This window comes from Microbacterium hanjuni (assembly GCF_043556395.1).
Taxonomy (GTDB): domain Bacteria; phylum Actinomycetota; class Actinomycetes; order Actinomycetales; family Microbacteriaceae; genus Microbacterium.
The window spans coordinates 389,793-412,461 of sequence record NZ_JBIGIK010000003.1; the positions used below are offsets into that span (position 1 = coordinate 389,793).

16 protein-coding genes, 1 tRNA gene and 1 other RNA gene are annotated in these 22,669 nt (G+C 70.3%); 6 read left to right on the plus strand and 12 right to left on the minus strand.

The genetic code is table 11. The features are described 5' to 3' along the window. Window positions 1-161: 161 nt before the first annotated feature. Window positions 162-1,823: a serine/threonine protein kinase gene (locus ACFXP5_RS14080; RefSeq protein ID WP_394545105.1), complete on the minus strand. Its 1,662-nt coding sequence runs from the start codon at window positions 1,821-1,823 to the stop codon at window positions 162-164. Next, window positions 1,816-2,364, minus strand: coding sequence for a YegP family protein (locus ACFXP5_RS14085; protein ID WP_394529054.1), 549 nt, complete (start codon window positions 2,362-2,364; stop codon window positions 1,816-1,818). The genes ACFXP5_RS14080 and ACFXP5_RS14085 overlap by 8 nt, the downstream gene beginning before the upstream one ends. Window positions 2,365-2,540: 176 nt before the next feature. Between ACFXP5_RS14085 and ACFXP5_RS14090 the strand changes: the two genes are divergently transcribed. Then, the gene (locus ACFXP5_RS14090; protein WP_394545107.1) at window positions 2,541-3,029 is read left to right on the plus strand and encodes a hypothetical protein; all 489 of its coding nucleotides are present in this window, start codon (window positions 2,541-2,543) and stop codon (window positions 3,027-3,029) included. 124 nt (window positions 3,030-3,153) lie between these two features. Here the strand turns inward: ACFXP5_RS14090 and ACFXP5_RS14095 are convergent, their stop codons facing one another. From ACFXP5_RS14095 to pta, 9 genes are all read right to left on the minus strand, one after another. Then, complete coding sequence (locus ACFXP5_RS14095) at window positions 3,154-4,086, minus strand: DMT family transporter (RefSeq protein ID WP_394545109.1); 933 nt, start codon at window positions 4,084-4,086, stop codon at window positions 3,154-3,156. Next, window positions 4,083-4,676 (minus strand): recombination mediator RecR, encoded by a 594-nt coding sequence (recR, locus tag ACFXP5_RS14100; RefSeq protein WP_394529057.1) that lies wholly within the window; start codon window positions 4,674-4,676, stop codon window positions 4,083-4,085. Before recR ends, ACFXP5_RS14095 begins: the two co-directional genes overlap by 4 nt. A 2-nt stretch (window positions 4,677-4,678) precedes the next feature. Next, window positions 4,679-6,907 carry a DNA polymerase III subunit gamma and tau gene (locus ACFXP5_RS14105; RefSeq protein ID WP_394545111.1) on the minus strand — a complete coding sequence of 743 codons (2,229 nt, stop codon included), beginning with the start codon at window positions 6,905-6,907 and terminating at the stop codon, window positions 4,679-4,681. A gap of 131 nt (window positions 6,908-7,038) precedes the next feature. Then, entirely contained in the window at window positions 7,039-8,124 is a 1,086-nt protein-coding gene (locus tag ACFXP5_RS14110; RefSeq protein ID WP_394545113.1) for an ice-binding family protein, read from the minus strand. Window positions 8,125-8,418: 294 nt separating this feature from the next. After that, window positions 8,419-9,699, minus strand: a complete 1,281-nt coding sequence (locus tag ACFXP5_RS14115; protein WP_394545115.1) for an ice-binding family protein — start codon at window positions 9,697-9,699, stop codon at window positions 8,419-8,421. A 213-nt stretch (window positions 9,700-9,912) separates the two neighbouring features. Next, a complete protein-coding gene (locus tag ACFXP5_RS14120; RefSeq protein WP_394529061.1) occupies window positions 9,913-12,456 on the minus strand; it encodes a glycoside hydrolase family 65 protein in 2,544 nt (847 codons plus the stop codon). 40 nt (window positions 12,457-12,496) lie between these two features. Next, window positions 12,497-13,222 (minus strand): HAD family hydrolase, encoded by a 726-nt coding sequence (locus ACFXP5_RS14125; RefSeq protein WP_394545427.1) that lies wholly within the window; start codon window positions 13,220-13,222, stop codon window positions 12,497-12,499. Between the two features lie 159 nt (window positions 13,223-13,381). Beyond that, entirely contained in the window at window positions 13,382-14,653 is a 1,272-nt protein-coding gene (locus tag ACFXP5_RS14130; protein ID WP_394545117.1) for an acetate/propionate family kinase, read from the minus strand. Next, on the minus strand, window positions 14,650-16,818 hold the full coding sequence (gene pta, locus ACFXP5_RS14135) for a phosphate acetyltransferase (RefSeq protein WP_394529063.1): 2,169 nt from the start codon (window positions 16,816-16,818) through the stop codon (window positions 14,650-14,652). Before pta ends, ACFXP5_RS14130 begins: the two co-directional genes overlap by 4 nt. Window positions 16,819-16,936: 118 nt before the next feature. Here pta and ACFXP5_RS14140 point away from each other — a divergent pair, with 118 nt between their 5' ends. Next, complete coding sequence (locus tag ACFXP5_RS14140; protein ID WP_394545119.1) at window positions 16,937-17,617, plus strand: NUDIX domain-containing protein; 681 nt, start codon at window positions 16,937-16,939, stop codon at window positions 17,615-17,617. Window positions 17,618-17,633: 16 nt separating this feature from the next. Here ACFXP5_RS14140 and ffs read toward each other — a convergent pair. Then, window positions 17,634-17,730, minus strand: an RNA gene (ffs, locus tag ACFXP5_RS14145) — signal recognition particle sRNA small type. 115 nt (window positions 17,731-17,845) lie between these two features. Here ffs and ACFXP5_RS14150 point away from each other — a divergent pair. The 4 genes from ACFXP5_RS14150 to ACFXP5_RS14165 all read left to right on the plus strand — a co-directional run bounded on the left by ACFXP5_RS14150 (window position 17,846) and on the right by ACFXP5_RS14165 (window position 22,616). Beyond that, window positions 17,846-18,877, plus strand: coding sequence for an AAA family ATPase (locus tag ACFXP5_RS14150; protein WP_394529065.1), 1,032 nt, complete (start codon window positions 17,846-17,848; stop codon window positions 18,875-18,877). Window positions 18,878-18,887: 10 nt separating this feature from the next. Then, complete coding sequence (locus ACFXP5_RS14155) at window positions 18,888-20,147, plus strand: DUF58 domain-containing protein (protein ID WP_394545121.1); 1,260 nt, start codon at window positions 18,888-18,890, stop codon at window positions 20,145-20,147. Further along, a complete protein-coding gene (locus ACFXP5_RS14160; protein WP_394545123.1) occupies window positions 20,134-22,464 on the plus strand; it encodes a transglutaminase TgpA family protein in 2,331 nt (776 codons plus the stop codon). Before ACFXP5_RS14155 ends, ACFXP5_RS14160 begins: the two co-directional genes overlap by 14 nt. 64 nt (window positions 22,465-22,528) lie before the next feature. Next, a tRNA-Ser gene (locus tag ACFXP5_RS14165) sits at window positions 22,529-22,616 on the plus strand. The last annotated feature ends 53 nt before the right edge of the window (window positions 22,617-22,669 follow it).

A 22,669-nucleotide genomic window follows, 5' to 3' on the forward strand; every position in this document is an offset into this window, starting at 1 on the left:
CGCAGGGGCCCGCGGGCAGGCGGAAAGCTCGACTCATGGGGCTTCCTGAGAGAACGACCGGCGGCGGGTTCCGGCCGGGTCTTGGTCATCGTGGGCGCCGAACGTGAACGGGCGGAGTCCCGCAGGCGAAGGACGACTGTCCCAAGCATGAGCGAGGGAGGTCAGGGCGTTGCCCCCGGCGTCGGGGTCAGCGAGGGTGACGGCGCGGGAGTCGGGGTGGACGGCGCAACCGGAGGGCTTACCGGCAGCGGTGTGGCGACAACCAGGACAACGGTGGAACCGAGGGGCACACTCTCCCCCGCCCCGGGCTGAATGGCGACGACCGTCCCACTCGCCGACGCGCTGGGCTGGGGACTGGTCGCGGGGATGAAACCGGCAGCGGCGAGTGCGTCGGCTCCGGACTGCTGTTCGAGCCCCATCACGTCGGGTACCCCGTTGGACCCGCTGGCCACGGTCAGCGAGACGACCCCGCCTCGTTGCAGCGAGGCACCCACCCCGGGCTCGCTCGCGAGGACGAGGCCGGCCGGCCGCGCCGAATCCGACGTCCTGACCTCACCCAACGAAAGGCCGGCCTCCTCGAGGGCTAAGCGGGCGGCATCCGCATCCAGTCCTTCCAGGGCCGGGACCGCCGCCGAAGCCACCTCGACCGGCGCGACGGACGGTGTCGCCGAAGGTTGCGGTGCGGACGTCGGTGTCGCCGCCGCCGTCGGGGCCGCGGTCGGTCGTGCCACCTGCTCGGGGCGTGCGGACGTCATGGCGAAGACGACTCCGACGACCAGGGCGACCGACACCAAGGCCAGCACCCAGATCCACGGCGACCCGGCGCGGTCCACCGGTTCGTCGTCGCCGACGGGCGGAACAGGAGCCGGTGGTGCGGGCGCCGCGATGACCCGTGTCCGCGTCGTGCGATCGACCGCGGCGGTGACGGCGCCCGTGCGCGTCACGGCAGCGGCGAGCAGCTCGGCGCGCAGGGCGTCCGCCGAGGCGAAACGTGCCTCGGGGTCCTTGAGCATGGCTCGCACGATCGCGCGATCAACCGCCACGGGCACCCCCGCGACCCGCACCGAGGCCGTTGGGGGTGTGGCGAGCTGGTGGGCCCGGATCGTGGCGGCGGAGGTCTCGCGCGGGAACGGAGGGCTGCCGACGAGCGCGAAGTACAGCACACCCGCGAGCTGGTAGAGGTCAGCCGCCGGGCCGACGCCCTCCCCTCGCAACAGTTCGGGAGCGGCATACTGCACGTTGCCGACGACGCCGTCGCCGTCCTCGCTCCGCAAGACGTCGCTGCCGCGGGTGGTGGAGCCGACCACATCGACGAGACCGAAGTCGATGACGCGGGCGTCGCGCAGGCGTCCGGCCGCATCCACGTCGATCACGATGTTCGCGGGTGAGATGTCGCGGTGCACGAGACCGGCCCGGTGGAGTTCGGAGAGACCGGCCAGCACGCGTGCAGCCATGTCGACAGCCGACGGGACCGACAGCGGCCCGCGCTCGCGGACGTGCTCGGCGAGCGTCATGCCGGGAGCCACCTCCCACGCCGTCCAGGCCTCCGCCTCCCCGTCGGTCGTCGTCTCGCCGAAGTCGATCACTCGGCAGAGGGACGGATGCTGCATGCCACCCACCGTGCGCGCTTCCCGCAAGAACGCGTCGCGGAGCGCACCCCTCTCAGCCAGGTGCGGGTGCAACACCTTCACCGCGACCCGCCCACCGTCGACCGTGTCGAGAGTTTCGTACACCGAGGCGGTCGCCCCGGAGCCGAGCAGGCCGAGAACCCGAAACCGTCCAGCGACGAGCCCCGCGGGGTCGACAGAGTTCCCGTCAGACAATCGGGTTCACAGGGACGATCTCGCGGCGCAACCGGCGTCCCGACTGGGTGCCGATGTTGACGCCGTTCGCGATGGTCGCGACGCCCAGCACGGCGCGTGCCGTGCGCGCTGCGGTCGCGGCCTCGGATGCGGATTCGTACCAGCGCGACGAGGTCATCACGGGCTCCCCCTCGCGGCGGAGCACCCAGCCGTGGGTCATCGGCGCCGACCCCCGCACCACGGCCGCGGCGAGCAGCGGGGCGTCTCGCTGCAAAGCCGTCACCGTCTGCATCGCATCGGTCGGCGTGGCGAACAGTCCGGTGCCCCGCCCCAACTCGCGATTGTTGGTGGCGAGGATGCGCCAGACCCCGTACCGGCCGGCACGGGAGCGTTCGCGATCGGAGCCGGCGGCGATGATGTCGGGGGGTGTCGCCGAGACGTCGGGCAGGATCTGCGCGCGAAAGACCAGCCACGAGTCGAGCATGGGGTCGTAGACCGAGCGGAAGGTGTCGAAGACGACACGGCCGCCGATCGTGGCACGCCGAGGGAGCGCCTCGCTCATCGTGCCCCCATCGTCCGGCCGTTCCTGTGAGTCCCTGATGAACGCGCTCGACCGTCGGACCTTGAAGCTGTCTGGTCCGCGTGTACGGCGACACATCGACAGGTGGCCGATCGGTATACGAGCGGTGAGCGTCTCGCGCCCTCCCCTCCCGGCAGCCCGAGCGCTAGCATCCGCTCATGGAGGCAGTGCAGGGCTGGAGCGAGTTCAACGTCGCAATGGTGGGCGCCACCGCAGCTCTCGCCGGCCTCGTCATCGTCGCCTCGAGCGTGAACATCGCCGTGATCGTCAAGGCCGCCACGGTCACCTCTCGATTGGCCGCAGCGATCGCCACCCTGGTGCTCGCGATCATCGTGGGGGGCCTGCAACTCGTCCCCGACATCTCGGCGACCTGGTTCGGTGCCGTTGTGCTGGCGGCGTCGGCGGGAGCAGCGGCCTTCGCGATCCATGCGGCGCGCGTGATCCTGCGCGACCCCGACCCGGCTGATCGCCTCCGGCTTCTGAAGGGGACCGTGGGATTTCTCCCGGTCGCGGCTTACGCGGCGGCGGGCATCGTCGTGTTCAGCGAGCCGGCGGCGGCTTTCGCGCTGGCGGCCGCCGGGTGCCTCCTGGCGATCGTGTCGGCGATCGTCACCTCGTGGGTCGCACTGGTCGAAGTGCTGCGCTGAGCGGGTTCCGGCGCCGGCATCCGCTCACCGAACTCGGAGAATCGGCTGAACTCGGTGCGAATTCGCCGGGATCGCACCGAGTTGAGCCGATTCTCCGAGTTGGCGATGCGACGCGAGCCGGCCGTCAGCCGGGCGCGACCGGCGGCGGCGCATCACGGGGCACGCGCAAGCGTCCGCCCGTCGCCGCGAGCCAGCAGCCGAGGACCACCAGCGGGAACCCGAGGAGCAGAGCGGGGCTGAGGTGCTCACCGAGCACGACGACACCGAGCAGGATCGCCACGATCGGGTTGAGATAGGTGAACAGCGGCGCCCGGGCAGGGCCGACGGCGCCGATGAGCGCAAAGAAGACCAGGAACGCCACGGCCGTGCACAGCACCGTCAACGCGACCACCGACACCACGCTGCGCGCCGTCGGGGCGGAGTGGGTGGTGAGCAGAGCGGCGGGTAGGTAGAGGACACCGACGATGAGCAGCGAGAGCGTGACCGAACCGAGCGCGGGCACCTCCCGCAGATGGCGGGTCACGACGAACGGCGCGATGGAGTAGCAGACCGCGACGAGCAGCACCTCGGCGATGGCGAGGGCGCCGAGGGGTCCGTCGCCGAAGGACAGCCCCGGGCCGGCGACGAGCACGGCGACGCCCGCGAACCCGACCACGAGCCCGGCGAGCCGCAACGGCTTCAGGGCACTCCGGTCGCCACCGGCGAAGGCGATGATCGCCGCGAACAGCGGCACCGTCGCCACGAGAAGCCCGGTGATCCCCGACGGCAGGGTCTGCTCGGCGTGGGCAAGGAGGAGGAAGGGCCCGGCCATCTCGAGCAGCGCGAACACGAGCACCCAGCGCCACTGCCGGAGAGCCGGGCGCAGCACTCCGCGCCGAAGAGCGAACGGCAACAGCAGGAGGGCGGCGCCGAGAGTGCGGATGCACACCACGGCGGGAGGCGACAGCGACTCCACAGCCTCCTTGATGAAGAGGTACGGCACGCCCCACAGAACGGCCATCGTGGCGAACAACAGCCAAGCGCGAGGGGTGAAGCGGGTCACCGGCGCGGTGCTCACGCCGTGCGGCGGCCCTCGAAGGCGCGACCGAGCGTGACCTCGTCGGCGTACTCGAGGTCGCCCCCGACCGGGAGTCCTGATGCCAAGCGGGTGACGTGGATCTCGAGGGTGTGCAGCAGGCGGCTCAGGTAGGTCGCGGTCGCTTCGCCCTCGAGGTTGGGGTTCGTGGCGAGGATGACCTCCTGCACCGTGCCGTCGGCGAGACGCTGCATCAGCGAGGTGATGCGCAGGTCGTCGGGACCGATGCCGGCGATCGGGCTGATGGCGCCGCCCAGCACGTGATAGAGCCCGCGGAACTCCCGCGTCCGCTCGATGGCCGCCACGTCTTTCGCGTCTTCGACCACGCAGATGAGCGCGGGGTTGCGGCGCGGGTCTCGGCACACGCTGCATCGATCCTGCTCGGACACGTTGCCGCAGATCTCGCAGAACCGCACCTTGTCGCGCAACTCCCCCAGCAGCACGGAGAGGCGCGAGATGTCGAAGGACGGTGTCTGCAGGATGTGGAACGCGATGCGCTGCGCCGACTTGGGTCCGATGCCGGGAAGGCGCCCGAATTCGTCGATGAGGTCTTGAACGATGCCGTCGTACATGGCTAGTTGAACCTCGTCGGAGCTTCGTAGGGCTCTTCACGCACGAAACGCGCGCTCAGCACTTGCCGCACCACGGGCTCGCCGTAGCGCTGTACGCCGGTACTGGTCGCTGCAATACGCGGGGCGACGACGGGCGGCACCGGTACGTCGAGCGGCTCCTCCGTCGGCGGCAGGTCGTCGGCGTCCTCGTCGACGATGGATGCTTCGACCTCGCGCTCGGGCAGAACGGCACCCTCGCGCACCGACGCGAGCGTCGCCGTGCGCGTTGCGGCGGGGGCTGCGTCTTCGGGTTCGTCGTCGACGGGGAACTGGCTCACGGACCGCGGCGCCGTCACCGAGCCGACGCCCGACGGGGGCGCATACGACGCGCTGGAACCCGAGTCGGGAAAAGACGGGATCGTGGCGACAGCCCAGTCGGTGACCGGCGCAGACGGCGCGGGCGCAGGAGTCGGGGCAGGAGGCGAGCTCGGAGCAGGCTGGCGATCTGCGGCGGGCGGCGTCGATGACGGCCGCTCGGGTGCCCCCGGGCCGTCACCGCCGTCGGACTCGCCGTCGTGCTTCGCGAGGTATTTCACGCGCAGGCCCAGCACGCCCATGATCGCCTGCCGCAGGTCTTCGCTGGGACCGGATCCGGCTGCGCGCTTCTTGAAAGCGGCGAGATCGGCGGCGCTTGCGAAGGCGAGCGTGAGCACGTCGTCGTCGAACGCGACGACCCGGGCAGCCGTGACGAGCAACCACGACGAGCGGCTCAGCGTCTCGAGCTGCGCGAGCACCTCGGGCCAGGCGTCGCGCATGCGCTGCACCGTGACGACCCCGGCGGGGGCCGCGGGAGCGAACGCGTCGGCCGCGGGCGGCGGCTCGCTCTCTTGCGGGTCGGCGATCGGGGGCTCTGCGACCGGGGGCTCGGTGTCGGCCGCGGGGCCCGGCTCGGCAGGCGCGGGCCGTGCGGGCTCGGTGTCGGCCGCGGGGGCCGGCTCGGGCCGCGCGGCCTCGGGGGCCGGGGCGCTCACCGGCGCGGGCGCCTCGGCGCGCACGGGCGGGGTCGGCGGCTGAGCCGCTGCGGGGGGAGGAGAAACGGATGCTGCCGCAGCCGCGGCAGGGGGAGCTCCGGCGTCGGCCAGCACGCGCGCGACGAGCAGCTCGAGGTGCAGCCGGGGCGAGGTGGCTCCCGTCATCTCGTCGAGCGCTGACACGACGAGGTCAGCCGTGCGGGACAGTCGGTCGGTGCCGTAGCGGGTGGCCTGGTCGGCCATGCGACGCAGCTCTTCCTCGGACGATCCGCGCAGCACGGCGGCGGCGCCTTGCCCGGTCGCTGCCACGACGATGAGATCACGCAGGCGTTCGAGGAGATCGTCGACGAAGCGACGCGGATCTTGGCCGGTCTGCACGACCCGGTCGATCGCAGCGAAGGCGGCCGCAGCATCCTTCGCCCCGAAGGCGTCGACGACCTCGTCGAGCAACTCGGCGTGCGTGTAGCCGAGCAGGGAGACGGCGCGCTCGTAGCGGACGGTGACGGTGCCCGACTCGGCCGCCACATCGGACCCGGCGATCAGCTGATCGAGCAGCGAGAGGGTGTCGCGCGGTGAACCGCCGCCCGCGCGCACGACGAGCGGCAGCACTCCGGCCTCGACGGCCACGCCCTCGGTCTCGGAGAGCTCTTGCACGTACGACAGCATGGCCGCGGGCGGCACCAGCCGGAACGGGTAGTGGTGCGTGCGAGAACGAATGGTGCCGAGCACCTTCTCGGGCTCGGTCGTCGCGAAGATGAACTTGACGTGATCGGGCGGCTCTTCGACGAGTTTGAGCAGGGCGTTGAAGCCCTGCTGCGTCACCATGTGCGCTTCGTCGAGGATGAAGATCTTGAAACGATCGCGCGCCGGCGCGAAGATCGCGCGCTCGCGCAGGTCGCGAGCGTCGTCGACGCCGTTGTGGCTCGCCGCGTCGATCTCGACGACGTCGAGCGATCCACCGCCGCCACGCCCCAGCTCGACGCAGCTGTCGCACGTGCCGCAGGGGGTGTCGGTGGGGCCGGCCGCGCAATTGAGGCAGCGGGCGAGGATGCGGGCTGACGTCGTCTTGCCGCACCCGCGCGGGCCCGAGAAGAGATAAGCGTGCCCGACGCGGTCGCTGCGCAGTGCCGTCATGAGCGGATCGGTGACCTGGGACTGCCCGATCATCTCGCCGAACGCCTCAGGGCGGTACCGGCGGTAAAGGGCTGTCGTCACCCCCATAGCCTACGGCGTGCCACCGACATCGCGCCGGGGAGAGCCGGCCCTGGGGACTTCTCCTCTCCGACGCGATGAACGCGCTCCGGGGCGACTGCTCCGAAGCGCGTTCATCGCGCATCACGCGCCGGGTGGAACTATTCCGCTGAGCGCCGGACCCGTCGGCCGTACACCGCCTGGGTGACGAGCGCGCCGCCCAGGAGGGTGAGCGCACCAGCCCCGAGGATCAGCCACGGAGCCGAGGCGTCGCCGCCGGTCGCGGGCAGCGTGTCGAGCCCACCGCGTCCGCCCGGGCCGCCCGGAATCCCGAATCCGGGGGTGCCGGGCCCGCCGGTACCGCCACCGGTTCCGCCACCCGTTCCCCCATCGGTTCCACCCGTTCCGCCCGTGCCACCCGTGCCGCCGCTGCCGTCGCCGCCGGTACCGCCGCCCGTGTCGCCATCCCCGTCACCGTCGTCTCCCCCGCCACCATCGGTGGCGCACCGGGAGTCGATGAAGGTGTTGGTATCGAGGGTGACCGAGCCGTTCAGCGCGAACGCGCGACCGGTGACAGTGGTGCCCGTGGTGACCGTGACCGAGGCGTCGGCCATGATCGTGCCGACGAACTGCGAGCCGGTTCCGAGGGTCGCCGATGACCCGATCTGCCAGAACACGTTGCACGCCGATGCGCCGTTGATGAGCGAGACGACGCTGCTGCTCGCCGTCGTGAGGGCGCTGGGGATCTGGAAGATGAACACACTGTCTTCGGATCCTTGGCCATCCAGCGTCAAGGTTCCCGTCAACCCTGCCGAGGAGCTCGACTCGTAGACGCCCGGAAGGAGCGTCTGGTTGCCGAGCTCCGCGGGTGATGCGGCGTCCGACGCCTGCCCGGCGGCGTTGTTGTAAGCAGTCAGAGCGGCAGCCTGCGCCTGGGCGGCGCTCTCGTCACCCGCGTGAATCACGCCGTTCTGAACGAGCCCGGGAGGAAATCCCGTGACGGTGGACGACGGGGACACGCCCAGATTGCCGTTGAGCACGCTGCTGCCGGTGTTGGTCACCGACGCCCCGCCGAGGACGACATAGGAATCGGCGACGCCCAGGCCGGGAGCGGAACCTATCGCCGAGGCGCTCGATGCGCCCGCGGTCATGGCGATCAACGTCGCGGCGAAGGTGGCGACGCCGAGTGCGCGTGGCCGACGCCAGCGCGGATGACGCGGCGATTCTGACGGAATGGTCGAATTCACGATAGCCCCCTCAAACCTCCCGAAATGCGGGAGGGCACAGCCCCGAATTGCATTACCTCAGAGTACCGAGGGGGGACTTGTTTCCCTATGAAAGAGGGTGATCAGAGGGTTATTTCGGGGCGAACCGCGTCTTTCCGCGTATCTGGTCCTCGCCGAATTGGATTGCCTCTTTCGCGTGACCTTGTGGACCGTTACTGTGTTCTGTCGATCGACACAATTCACCCCGTCGACGCGACAACGCGCCTCGAGACCATGGCCACGAAGCGCGTTGTCGCCTCTGCAGGATGACGCCTGTCAGGCAGCATCCGTCCGTCGGAGGTTGCGGCGAACGATCGCCTGGGTGATCAGCGCCCCTCCACCGACGACGGTGAGGGCGCCTGCCGAGAGAAGCACCCACAGGCTCGGGGTCTCGCTCCCGGTGGCGGCCAGCGTGTCCATCGAGCTGTCGGATGCTGCCACGCGATCCCGGAAGGAGAAGGGCGTCGACTCTCCCCCGGTGACGCTGGGCGTCGCCGGTGTGGTGTCCGGCGTTACGGGGGTGGCATCCTCTCCCCCGTTACCTGGGACGAAGAAACTGTCGCGGGGCGTTACGCCCGTTCCGCCACCGCCGGTGCCATCGGTGCCGCCGGTGCCGCCGGTGCCGTCATCGCCGGTGCCACCCGTGCCATCGTCTCCGCCACCACCGGTACCGTCATCGCCGCCCGTGCCATCGTCTCCGCCACCGCCGGTACCGTCGTCACCGCCGGTACCGTCGTCACCGCCACCGCCCGTGCCGTCATCGTCGCCGCCGGTGCCGTCGTCACCGTCGTCGTCGTAGACCACGTCGCATCGCGGCTTGACGAACGTGTTGTTGTCGAGCGTGACCGCGCCGTTGCGCGCGAGAGCCCGACCTTCGACCGTCGTGCCGTTCGTGACGGTGATGGAGGTCAGGGCCATGACCGTGCCGACGAAGACGGAACCGGTTCCGAGCGTGGCCGACTCGCCGACCTGCCAGAACACGTTGCACGGCTGGGCGCCGTTGGTCAGGGAGACGACGCTGCTGCTGGCGGTCGTCAAGCTCGAACCGACCTGGAAGATCCAGACCCCGTCGTTGCTGCCCTGACCGTCGAGGGTGACCGTGCCGGTCAGCGCGGCCGTCGAGGCGGAGAAGTACGTGCCGGCGACGAGGGTCTGGCCGCCGAGGTCCGCGGACACCGTCACGTCGGGGGCCTGCCCCTTGGCATTGTCGTACGCGACGACGAGATCGCTCTTCGCCTGGAGGGAATGCGCATCGCCCGCGTGCGTCGTGCCGCCGGCCACGAGGCCGGGCGGGAAGCCGGTGATCGCCTCGCCCGGGTTGACGCCCAGGTCGCCGTTCAAGACGCTGGATCCCGTGTTCGTCACGGTGCTTCCACCGAGCACGACGTAGGAGTCGGCTCCGCCCAGTCCGGGGGCGGTCGCGGCCGAGGCGCTGGACGCGCCGGCGGTCATGGCGATGAGGGTCGCGGCGAAGGTGACGACGCCGAGGGTGCGGGCCCGACGCAGCAAGCGCGAGGAGCGCTGCGGCTCGGTCGGGGTGGACGTGTGGATCCCCATGGGAACCGCCTCTAATCTCCCGAGATGCGGGAGAACACGGCCCGAAATGAGCCACCCTCAGTGTCCGCGAGAAGGAGCGCTCCGCCTACGCAAATGCGAGGTCAGGGACGCAATCCAGTAAAACCCCGGTAGAAACCGCATAGCCATTGCCCACCGGATTGGATTCCCTCTTCCGCGATCCCGTACCGACGGGTAGGTTGGTCGGCTCCGCGATCAGACATCCACCTCGACAGGCGATTCCCCGACGATTTCGGTCGTCTCTTCCGTGACGATCGGAATGGCCGCCGTCACCGTGGGCACCGAGGCGGACAGCAGGGTGCCGTCCTCCCGACGAGCGTCGGCGAACTGACGGAGGGAAGGCCGACCGGCGATCAACGGCCCCTGCCCATCGAGCGGAACGACGAGCGTCGTGCCGCCATGGACGGCGTAGCCGGTGCCGCGGACGGAGAAGTCGACGGGGTCGCCCTCTCCAGCCTCGACGGTCATCTCGGTGGCCGTGAGCGTGATGTTCAGCGGCGTGCCGTGCCAGTGCAGCACGTACGACAACGAGGGCCAGCCCTCGGGGAGGCGCGGATCGAAGGTGAGGTCGCCGAAGTGGTCGCGCATACCGCCGAAGCCGGAGACCAGCGAGGTCCACACACCGCCCGCCGATGCCACGTGCACGCCGTCGGAGGCGTTGTGGTGAAGGTCGGCGAGGTCGACGAACAGCGACTCCTTGAAGTACTCCAGTGACAGATCCTGATAGCCCACTTCCGCGGCGAGGATCGACTGCACCACGCCCGACAGCGTCGAGTCGCCGGTCGTCAGCGGGTCGTAGTACTGGAAGTCGGCGAGCTTCTCCGCGGCGGTGAAGTGGTTGCCCTGCAGGAACAGGGCCAGCACCACGTCGGCCTGTTTCAGCACCTGGTAGCGGTAGATAACCAGGGGGTGGAAGTGCAGCAGAAGGGGGCGCTGGTCGGCGGGCGTGTGCTCGAGGTCCCAGATCTCGCGCTCGAGGAACACGGCATCCTGCGGATGGATGCCGAGGGCATCGCTGTAGGGGATGTGCATCGCCTCGGCGGCGCGGTCCCACATCTCGGGCTCGGAGGGGTCGAGGTTCAACCGCTCGACCATGCTGAGGTAGGCGTCGTAGTCGGCCTCCTCCATCTCGCGCACGGTGCGCGCCGCGAAGCGCAGGTTGAAGCGCGCCATCACGTTCGTGAAGAGGTTGTCGTTGACGACGGTCGTGTACTCGTCCGGGCCGGTCACCCCGTGGATGTGGAACGTGTCGCCGTCGCCGTCGTGCGTGTTGTTGCTCGAGCGCCAGAACCCCAGCGTCGCCCAGAGGCGAGCGGTGTCGACGGCGATGTCGACGCCTTCGGAATCGAGGAAATCGACATCGCCGGTGACCCGGATGTACTTGGCCAGCGCGAAGCTCACGTCGGCGTTGATGTGGTACTGGGCGGTGCCCGCGGCGTAGTACGCGGACGCCTCCTCACCGTTGATCGTGCGCCAGGGGAAGAGCGCGCCGGCCTCGTTGAGCTGGTGGGCACGACGGCGGGCGGCCGGCAGCATGAGGTAGCGCATGCGCAGGGCGTTGCGCGCCCAGAGCGGCGTCGTATAGGTGAGGAACGGGAGGACGTAGATCTCGGTGTCCCAGAAGTAGTGGCCGCTGTAGCCCGATCCGGTCACACCCTTGGCCGGCACGCCCTGACCGTCGGCGCGCGCCGCGGCTTGGGCCACCTGGAAGAGGCACCACCGTGTCGCCTGCTGCAGGTCGGGGTGGCCCTCGATCCGCACGTCCGAGCGCTCCCAGAACGCGTCGAGCCATTCGCGCTGGCGCACGAACACCTTCTCCACCCCTTCCGATCGCACGCGATCGAGCGTGCGGCGGCAGCGGTCGATGATCTCGCGCGCCGGCACGCCGCGGGAGGTGTGGTAGCTCACGAGTTTGGTGACGGTCGTCGGCACGCCCGCCTTGGCCTGCACACGGAAGACGTTCTTGGCGATGTCGGGTTCGATGAGCCGGCGAGCGGTGTACTCGTTCTCGGTCTCGATGAGGTGATCGGCGGCGACGGCGAGCGTCATCCCCGATTCGGTCACGCGGTAGCTGAGCACCGAACGCTCGCCGTCCTGCCAGTACTCCTGCGGCTGCAGCACCCGCTCTTCGAGCTTGTCGGTGCGGCGCGGGTCGAAGCCCGTCTTCACCGTGCCGGTCATCGGACGACCGCCGTAGATGCCCTCGCCGTCCTGCCGGTTCAGCAGCTGGCAGCTGATGGTCACCGGCGCATCGGAGTTGAGCACGGTGACGGTCAAGCGCATCACCGCGAGGTGCTTCTCCTCGAACGACACGATCCGTTCGTCCACGATCTCGACGAGCTTTCCCGAGGGGGTGCACCACTGCAGGCGCCGGCGCAGCACGCCGTCGCGCAGATCGAGGGCGCGCTCGTAGTCGCGCACGTCCGCCACGTCGAAGGACAGCGGCTCGTCGTCGACGTACACCCGCATGATCTTGGAGTCGGGCGCGTTGATGATCGTCTGGCCGACCTCGGCGAAGCCGTAGGCCTGCTCGGCGTGACGGATGGGGAAGATCTCGTGGAAGCCGTTGATGAACGTGCCCGACTCGTACGCGAAGCGTCCCTCGGGTTGGTTGCCGCGCATCCCGAGGTAGCCGTTGCCCACCGCGAACAGGGTCTCGGTGACCCCGGCGTCCTCGAGCGTCCACTCGGTCTCGACGAGACGCCACTCGTCGACGGGGAACCGACCACGATCCATCATGTGATGCCTTCCGGTGAGGATTTTCGGGTTCCTCGAAACGTCAGTTTACGAACGCGGAAAGGTCGTCGACGACCACGGTCGCCCCGGCTTCGCGCAGCTTGTCCGCCCCGGCGCCTCGATCGACACCGACGACGACCGCGAAACCGCCCGCAGCGGCGGACTGCACGCCGCTGATGGCGTCTTCGACGGCGACCGATCGCGCGGGTTCGACTCCCAGCATCCGCGCCGCCTCGAGGAACACATCGGGCGCGGGCTTCGAGGCGAGGTGGTCGCGCTCGGCGACGACGCCGTCCATCACGACGGGGAAGCGATCACGGATGCCGGCGGCCTGCAGCACGTCTTCGGCGTTCTTCGAGCTCGACACCACGGCGATCGGAATGCCGGCGGCCTGCAGCTGCTCGACGAGGGCGAGTGAACCCGGGTAGGCCTGGATGCCGTCGGTCTCCAGCGCTTTCGTGAAGAACTCGTTCTTGCGATTGCCGATGCCGCTGATGGTGTCGGCGGTCGGCGCGTCGGTGGGCTCTCCCCACGGCACCTCGACGTCACGGCTGCGCAGCAGACCGGCGACGCCGTCATAGCGCTTCTTGCCGTCGAGGTATTCGAAGTAGTCGTGGTCGGTGTACGGGGGCGTGATGTGCCAGTCGGCGAAGAGCTGCTCGAACATCGACCGCCACGCGCGCATGTGCACCTCGGCCGTGGGGGTGAGCACACCGTCGAGGTCGAACAGCACGCCCTCGTACGACGCGAGGTCGGGCAGCGCGGTCAGTTCGTCGGACACGGGAACCTCCAGGATGAGCGGATGCGACGGCGCTCCCTCGTGCCGTGGGTCCAGCGTACTGGGCACGGCGATTGCCTCGATGCCGCGGTGTTTCCGAGCGGTGAGGCACCGGTGAACGGCGGAAGAACGGCGCAGCGGCGCGGGCGGTCAGGGGCGAGCGATGACCAGGGTCTGCCGAGCGATCTCGAGCTCCTCGTTCGTGGGCACGACCAGCACGGTGACCGGGGAGGCATCCGTGGAGATGACGCGGATCCCGCGGCCGCGGGCGGCGTTGCGGTCGGGGTCGATCTCGACGCCCGCGAAGCCGAGGGTCGCCAACGCCTCAGCGCGCACCTCGGGCACGTTCTCTCCCACTCCCGCGGTGAACGTGATCACGTCGACACCGCCGAGTTCGGCCAGGTACGCACCCGCGTAGGCGCGGAGACGGTGGATGTACACGTCCCACGCGAGCGTGATCGCCGGGTCGCCCGCTTCGACGCCCGCGCGAATATCGCGCATATCGCTGACACCGGCCAGCCCGAGCAGTCCCGAGCGCTTGTTCAGGAGCGCGTCGAGCTCGCCCGTGCTCATGTCGGCACGTCGCGAGAGCTGGAGGAGCACCGCGGGATCGAGGTCACCCGAGCGCGTGCCCATCACGAGGCCCTCGAGCGGGGTGAGACCCATCGAGGTGTCGACCGACCGTCCGCCATCGATCGCGGCGGCCGACGCGCCGTTGCCGAGGTGGAAGACGATCTGCTTGAGCTCGCCCAGCGGGCGGTGGAGGAACGCCGCGGCGGCCTCGCTGACGAATTTGTGGGACGTCCCGTGGAACCCGTAACGGCGGATGCGATGCGCCTCCGCGAGCGCGGCATCGATCGCGTACGTGTACGCCGCCGGCGCGAGCGTCTGGTGGAAGGCGGTGTCGAAGACGGCGACGTGCGGCACGTCGGGGAAGGCGTGTTTGGCCGCGCGGATGCCCGCGAGGTTGGCGGGGTTGTGCAGCGGGGCGAGCACGGAGAGCTCGTCGATGTTGATCTCCACGAGGGGGGTGATCAGGGTCGGCTCGAAGAAGCGCGCCCCGCCGTGCACGACCCGGTGACCGACCGCGATCGGCGGGTTGTTCTCGAGCGAGGGGCCGTGGGCGGCGAACGCATCGAGCATGACCTGGAAACCGACGGTGTGATCGGGGATCTCCCCCTCGATCGAATAGGTGGCATCCAGCAGCGCCGGCGACTCCCCCGGCCCGTCGGCCAGCGGGGTGTCCGTTCGGCGCAGGGCCGCCGAGGTGACCGTGTGCTTGGCCACGCCCCCGGGCTCGGCGCCGGTGGTCGGGCCGATCCGCTCGACGAGACCCGAGGCGAGCACCTCTTCGGTGTCGCTGTCGAGCAATTGGTACTTGAAGGACGACGATCCGCTGTTGACGACCAGGACGGCACTCACGAGGCGTTCTCCGTTTCGGGGACGGCGATCTCGCCCTGCGCCTGGATCGCGGTGATCGCGATGGTGTTGACGATGTCGTCGACGAGCGCGCCGCGCGAGAGGTCGTTGATCGGCTTGTTGAGGCCCTGCAGGATCGGCCCGATCGCGACGGCACCGGCCGAGCGCTGCACGGCCTTGTACGTGTTGTTCCCGGTGTTCAGGTCGGGGAAGACGAACACGGTCGCCCGGCCCGCGACGTCGGACTCGGGCATCTTGGCCTTGGCGACCGCGGCGTCGGCGGCCGCGTCGTATTGGATGGGGCCCTCCACCAGCAGCTCGGGGGCGCGCTCGCGCACGAAGGCGGTGGCGCTGCGCACCTTCTCCACATCGGCCCCCGAACCCGACTCGCCCGTCGAGTACGACAGCATCGCCACGCGCGGGTCGATACCGAACTGCTCCGCCGTCGCCGCGGAGGAGATGGCGATGTCGGCCAGCTGCTCGCTGGTGGGGTCCGGAACGACCGCGCAGTCGCCATAGACGAGCACGCGGTCGGCGAGCGCCATGAAGAAGACGCTCGAGACCACCGAGACACCGGGCTTGGTCTTGATGATCTCGAAGGCCGGACGGATCGTGTGCGCGGTGGTGTGCGCGGCGCCCGACACCATGCCGTCGGCGAGCCCCAGGTGCACCATCAAGGTGCCGAAGTACGACACGTCGGTGACGGTGTCGGCCGCTTGCGCGTACGTGACGCCCTTGTGGGCGCGGAGGCGCTCGTACTCCGTCGCGAAGCGCTGCACGGAGACCGCGTCGAAGGGGCTCAACACTTCGGCGTCCCGGATGTCGATACCGAGTTCGATCGCGCGGTTTCGCACCTCGATCTCCTCGCCGAGGATCGTGAGGTCGGCGATGCCGCGGGCCAGTACCGTGGCCGCAGCGCGCAGCACGCGGTCATCGTCGCCCTCCGGCAGCACGATGCGGCGCCGGTCGGAGCGCGCCCGTTCGACGAGGGCGTATTCGAACATGAGCGGGGTGACCACCGAGGGACGCGCGACGCCCAGGGAACGCGTCAGCTCGGACGTGTCGACGTGCTTCTCGAACATCGCCAGCGCAGTGTCGTAGCGCCGCTGCGAGTCGGCCGCCAGACGGCCACGGGTGTTCATGATGCGCACCGCGGTCTCGTAGGTGCCGAGGTCGGTGGAGATGATGGGCAACGACGAGCCCAGGCCGTTGATGAGCGTATCGACCGGCTCCGGCAGGTCGAACCCCCCGTTGAGCACGATGCCGGCCAGGGAGGGGAAGGTGCCCGAGGCGTTGGCGAGCAGGGCCGCGAGCACCACCTCGGTGCGATCACCGGGGATCACCACGATGGCCGACTCGGTGAGGCGCGGCAGCACGTTGACCATCGACATGCCGGCCACGACGACGCCGAGCACCTCGCGGGTCAGGAGCGCGGGATCGCCCTTCAGGAGCTCACCGTCGACCGCGCGCAGGACCCCGCGCACCGAGGGGGCGATGAGGAAGCGGTCTTCGGGCAGCGCCCACACCGGGATCTCCGCGGCCGGTGTCGCTGCGCGCACGGGCCCGTCGTCGACGACCGCCTTCACCGCGGCGATGATCTCCTCGAGGTGCTCGGGGTCGGCGCGGTTCGCGATGACGGCGAACAGTTCGGCGCGCTCGTGCACGAGTTCGACGAGGGCGAGGGCTGCGATCTGGCCCATCTCGGCGGGGGTGCGCGAGACGCTCGCACCGAGGTGCTCGCTGAGCCCCTGCTGGGCGCGACCACCCAGGACGAGAAGCACGGGCGCACCGAGGTTCGCGGCGATCCGGGCGTTATAGGTGAGCTCGGCGGGGCTGCCCACGTCGGTGTAGTCGCTGCCGATGATGACGACGGCATCGCACTGGGCCTCCACCGCCTTGTACCGCTCGACGATGCGCGCGAGTGCAGCATCCGCATCGCTCCGCACGTCGTCGTACGTCACCCCCACGCACTCGTCGTAGTCGAGGTCGACCCCGTCGTGCGCGAGCAGCATCTCGAGCACGTAGTCGCGTTCGACCGTCGAGCGGGCGATGGGGCGGAAGACGCCGACCCGCGGGGTCGCTCGACTCAACGCGTCGAGCACGCCCAGCGCGACGGTGGACTTGCCCGAATGCCCTTCGGCGGAGGTGATGTAAATGCTCTGCGCCACGCGATCAGCCTAGAGCGGGCACGCTCGGCGCCGGCTGGGTATGTCTCGACCGCGTGACATCGATCGGGTGAATTCCCCACCCCACGCGTCGTGGGGTCGCTGTCATAGAGTCGCTGCCGTGAGTGAGCAGACCACCGGCCGAGCCGGCATCGACATCCCCGATTCGCGCGGCCGCACGGGCCTTGACCGCACGGGCCTCGACCTCGACCGCAACCCGCGCGTCCGGGTGCGGGCCGTCGAGCTGCTCGCCTCGGGCTGGCACGTGCTGCGCAAGACGACGCTCGACTACCAGGACTCCGACGGCGAATGGGCGACGCAGCACCGCGAGACGTACGACCGGGGCAACGGCGCGACCGTGCTGCTCTACGACGCCGAATTGCGCACCGTGCTGCTCACCCGGCAGTTCCGGTTTCCCGTCTACGTCAACGATCACCCCGACGGGATGCTGGTCGAAACGGCGGCCGGACTGCTCGACGACGACGACCCCGAAACCGCGATCCGCCGCGAGGCGGAGGAGGAGACCGGAGTCACGATCGGCCGGGTCGAGCACGTGTTCGACGTCTACATGAGTCCGGGCTCCGTGACCGAGCGCCTGCACTTCTTCGCCGCCCCGTACGACGCGGCGACGCGCACCGGTGACCGCGGCGGTCTCGCCGAGGAGGGCGAGGACATCGAGATCGTCGAACTGGGCATCGATGAGGCGCGGCAATGGATCCGCGACGGACGCATCCAGGACGCGAAGACCATCATGCTGCTGCAGTGGTCGCTGCTCGAAGGACCCTTCGCCGCCCGGGGCTGAGTCGCCGCCAGGGCAAAGAAAAGACTCTCCGCGCACCCGGTAGAGCCTGGTTACCCTTGCTACGTTTCCGTCCTGGGGGAATTGGCCTGGATGCCGCCACGCGGAGAGCCGACGTCTACTTTACCCGAACGCGGTCAGCTTCCTCGCAGGCCCGGCAGAGCGCCCACGGGTTACGATCGGGTAACGGGCGCCGTCGCCTCCGAAGCCCCCCGCCACCCGAGGGATGCCATGACAGACACAGTGACCACCGACCAGCGTCTGCGTGGCCGGTCCGCCGGACGTGCGGCCGACGAGCCCCTCACCGCCGACGCCTTCGCGTCGCTGACCAGCGAGATCACCCGTTCGGTCGAGAGCGTGATCGACGGGAAGCCCGAAGCCGTCCGCACCGCGCTGGTCGCCCTGCTCGCCGAGGGCCACCTCCTCATCGAGGACGTGCCGGGTGTCGGCAAGACCATGCTCGCGCGAGCGCTGGCAGCATCCGTCGACGCGAGCGTGCAGCGCATCCAGTTCACTCCCGACCTCCTGCCCGGTGACATCACCGGCGTCTCGGTCTTCAATCCCGTCGCCCGCGAGTTCGAGTTCACCCGCGGTGCCGTCTTCGCGAACATCGTCATCGCCGATGAGATCAACCGCTCCTCCCCCAAGACGCAGTCGGCGTTGCTCGAGGCGATGGAGGAGCACCAGGTCACCGTCGATGGACGCACCCACGCCCTGCCCGACCCGTTCCTCGTGGTCGCGACGCAGAACCCGCTCGAGATGGAGGGCACGTACGCGCTGCCCGAAGCGCAGCGGGACCGCTTCATGATCCGCATCTCGATGGGATATCCGGATGCTGCCGCCGAAGCGCTCATGCTGCGCCAGCGCGACGCCGTGAACCCGCTGTCGAACATCCGCCCCGTCGTCGACGCCGATCGGGTGAGCGACCTCATCGCCTGGGCCCGGGCCATCCACATCGCCACGGCGCTCGAGGAGTATGCGGTGGCCTTGGCCGGCGCGACGCGCACGCACCCCGACCTCCGCCTGGGCGCCAGCCCCCGTGCCACCCTGCAGCTCGTGCGTGCGGCGAAGGTGCGGGCGGCGCTCGACGGACGCGGGTTCGTCATCCCCGACGACCTCACCGCGCTGCTGGTGCCGGTGTTCGCCCACCGACTCATCCCCACGCGCGCCGCCGCGGGCGGCCGCTCGGCGGCGGACGCGGTCACCGACGTGCTCACGCAGATCGCCGCAGGCGTGCGCGTGCCCCTCGCGCCGCGTCCCTGATGGGCCCGGCATGATCGGGGCGCTCCAGCGCAACTGGCCCCTCACCGCACGGGGTACCGGCGCCCTCGTGCTGGCGGTGGCCTGCTTCGTGGTCGCCCATGCGGCAGGCCTGGTCGAACTGGTCTACTTCGGCGTGCTGCTGGTCGGCGCCCTGCTCGCGGGATTCGTGTCGCTGTGGCTCACCCGGCGCATCGACGCGGTCACCCGCTCGCTGACTCCCGACGTCGCCACCGTCGATCGCGAGAGCATCGTCACGGTGCGCGTCGCGCTCCGCAGCGCCCTTCCCGCCGCCGCCAGCACCTGGACCGACGCCGTATCCGCCGGCCTCGACGGTGTCGGGCGCGGCGTGTTCCCCGCCCTGGGTTCGGGTCTGCGCGGCGAGGAACGCACGATCGACCTGCGGTACGGCGTCATCGGGCGCACGCGCGGCATCCATGCCCTCGGTCCGTTCGCTCTGACGGCGACCGACCCGTTCGGACTCACCCGCCGGCGCGTCCGCCGCGGCGGCAAGACTCCCGTGACGGTGGCACCCGCCGTGCTCGAGTTGACCAGCGTTCCCGCGACCGCCGGGGAGGCGGGAGGGATGCTGCAGACGGTCACCGCACAGCCCGGTCAGGGTGCTGACAACCTCGTCGCGCGACCGTACGCGCCCGGTGACTCGATGCGCCGCATCCATTGGCGCGCGACCGCCCATCGCGACACCCTGATGGTGCGCCAGGAGGAGCAGGAGGCGAGCCCGGGCGCCACCGTCGTGCTCGACCGGGGCGCCGCGCGCTGGGGTGCCGACGCCACGCGCGCCCCGGGCCTGGACCCGGACTTCGAAACGGCCGTCTCGATCGCGGTCTCCGCCGCCGCCCGACTCGTGCGCGACGGGTACGCCGTCGACATCCTCGACACGGACGGCACGGCCCTCGCCGAACGGATCCTCGGCGGTGAAGTGCACGAGATCGACGCCCTCGCGACCCAGTTCGCCACGCTCATCGCACGCGCGGGCGACGGACTGGCCCGCACCGCGGGCATGTTCGCGGGAACCCAGGCCGGTCCGGTCTTCGTCGTCACGGGCCGCGTCGATCTCGCCGAGATCGACGCCCTCGCACCCCTGACCCACCACTCCTCCTTCCCCGTGCTCCTGAGCACCCGGCCCGCGCCCGGCGTCGTGGCGCGCGCCGTCGGGCACGGGTGGCACGCGGCCGCGGTGCCGGCCGACAGCGACATCTCCGAGGGCTGGGCCGCGGCCCTGGAGAGATCGGCCGGTCATGGCTTCGCCTGAGGGAGGCGGCCGTCGCCGCTCCCGCCGGGTCGACCTCGCCCTCGCCGTCGGCGTGCTCGTCGCCCTGGGCGCATCGGCCCTCCCGCTTCTCCGGGTGGTCTCCGCCGGTCCGTGGGTGACGCAGGCGGCGATGCTGGTGATCGTCGTGCTGGCCACCGGTTTCGCCGCTCGAAGCCTGCGCTGGGCGGCGGTGGCCGTGAGCCTCGCCGAGATCGCCATCTGGGTCGCGGCGGTCATGATCCTCTTCGCTCGAGGCACCGGACTCTTGGTGGTCATCCCGACCGGCGACACCCTCTCGCTCGTGTCGTTGCTCTTCTCCGCGGCCGTCGAGGACGTGGCCGTCGGCGCCGCCCCCCTCAACGCCGGGGCCGCCCTGTCGTTCTTGATCGTCTCCGCGCTCGGAGCGCTCGCCATCGTGCTCGATCACGTCGTGATCACCGCGCGCATGCCCCTGCTCGCCGCGGTCGGGCTCGTGGCCGTGTCGCTCATCCCCTCGATCGCCGTCCCGGGCGATTTCGATGCCTGGGCGTTCGTGCTGTTGGCCATCAGCATCCTGTATCTCCTCCGCGTCGACACCCGTGCCCGCCAGCGCACTGCGGCCGCGGAGACTCCCCCGCCGCGGGGCACACTCGCGGTGCTGCCGCCCGCCGGTGCGGGAACCGCGTCGGCGACCGCACTCGGCATCGGAGCGGTCGCGGTCGTCATCGCTCTCGTGGCCGGCCCGCTGTTGCCCGCCCCTCTCGCCCGCGCCGGCGGGGGTGGCGCGAGCGCCAACGGCACCCTCATCGACGCTTCGCTCGAGCTCGGCGACGACCTCCGTCAGCCCGATCCGGTCGAGGTGCTGCGTGTCCGCTGGACGGGCGAGGGCGCGCCCTACCTGCGCGTGGCGACCCTGTCGGAGTTCGACGGCAGCGTGTGGGATCCTGACGAGAACCGCGCCCTCCCCCTCACCGCCGACGCCCCCGACCTGCCTGCCGTCGACGTCGATCCCGGCATCCAGGTGACGCCGCAGACCGCCAGGGTCGACGTCGTCGACCTGAACAGTCGGTGGGCTCCGGTGCCGTACCCGGTGACCGACGTGACCGGTCTCGACGGCGACTGGTCCGTCGCCCCGGCCAGCCGCACCGTCATCGCGGGAAACGGTACGGTGCAGGGTCAGGCGTACGAGGCGGTCACCGCGAGCCCGGTACCGAACCTCGATCAGATCCGGCTGCGCGACGCCAGCGGCACCGACGAACCCGACGTCTACGACCTCCCCGCCGAGATGCCGGCGGTCATCGCCGAGACGGCCGCCGAGGTCACCGAGAACGCGCGCAACGACTACGACGCGCTCATCGCCCTGCAGTCCTGGTTCCGAGGTTCGCAGTTCGAGTACTCCCTCGACTCCCCCGTCTCCGACGGGTTCGACGGCACCGGGGTCGACGCGATCGCGCAGTTCCTCGATGTGCGCGAGGGGTATTGCGTGCACTACGCCTCGGCTTTCGCCGTGATGGCGCGCACCCTCGGAATGCCCTCCCGCATCGTCGTGGGCTACCTCCCCGGCACGAGCACCGGCGAGAGCATCGACGGTCAAACCGTGTACTCGGTCGTCAGCACGCAGCTGCACTCCTGGCCCGAGGTGTTCTTCGAGGGCGTCGGCTGGGTACCGTTCGAGCCGACGAACAGCCTGGGTACGCCGACGAACTTCGCGGCCGCGCCCGCCACTCCTTCCGGAGCCTCCCCGTCCAGCGCTCCGGCGAACCCCTCGGCAACCCCCACTCCCACCCCGACGGCGAGCGCGGGAGGGTCACCGGCCGATGACCTCGACCCCGGCTCCACCGCCGCGGGCGGCGGGGCAGCATCCCGCCCCCTCTGGCCCGCCCTGCTCGCCCTGGTGGCCGCGCTCGCCCTGGTGAGTGTTCCCGGTATCGTCGGCGCTCTCCGCCGTCGCCGGCGTCGCGCGGAGGCCCGGGGCGGAGACGCCGCGGCGGCCTGGCTCGCCGTGCAGGAACGGGCGGTCGACCTCGGGATCCCCGTGCCGGCGTCCGAGAGTCCGCGCGCCTTTGGTTCGCGTCTGGTGCGCCAACGCGGGGCCGACCCCACGGCGATGGACACCCTCGTCACGGCGATCGAACGGGCGAGTTATGCGCGCGAACCCGACCCCGGGTCGGGGGAGCAGTTGATGGATGCTGTGGACACCGTGAGTTCTGGGCTGCTCGCGACCGTGTCGGGAACGCGTCGCCTCCTCGCACAGGTGCTGCCCCGTTCGCTCGCCGTGCGCCCCGGCAGCGCGTACGCCGGCACGATCTCGCCCACGGCATCGGTCTCGACGAGCTGAAGCGAGGGGCGTTCGTCCGGATGCCCCGCGCCGGGTAGGATGATCGTCGGCCCTCCGGGGCTCAGGAGGATTCGCCTAGTGGCCTATGGCGCACGCTTGGAAAGCGTGTTGAGTGAAAGCTCTCAGGGGTTCGAATCCCCTATCCTCCGCCACCGTGATGAGTTGCGACTCGTCTCACTCCAAGAGCCCGACCACTGGTCGGGCT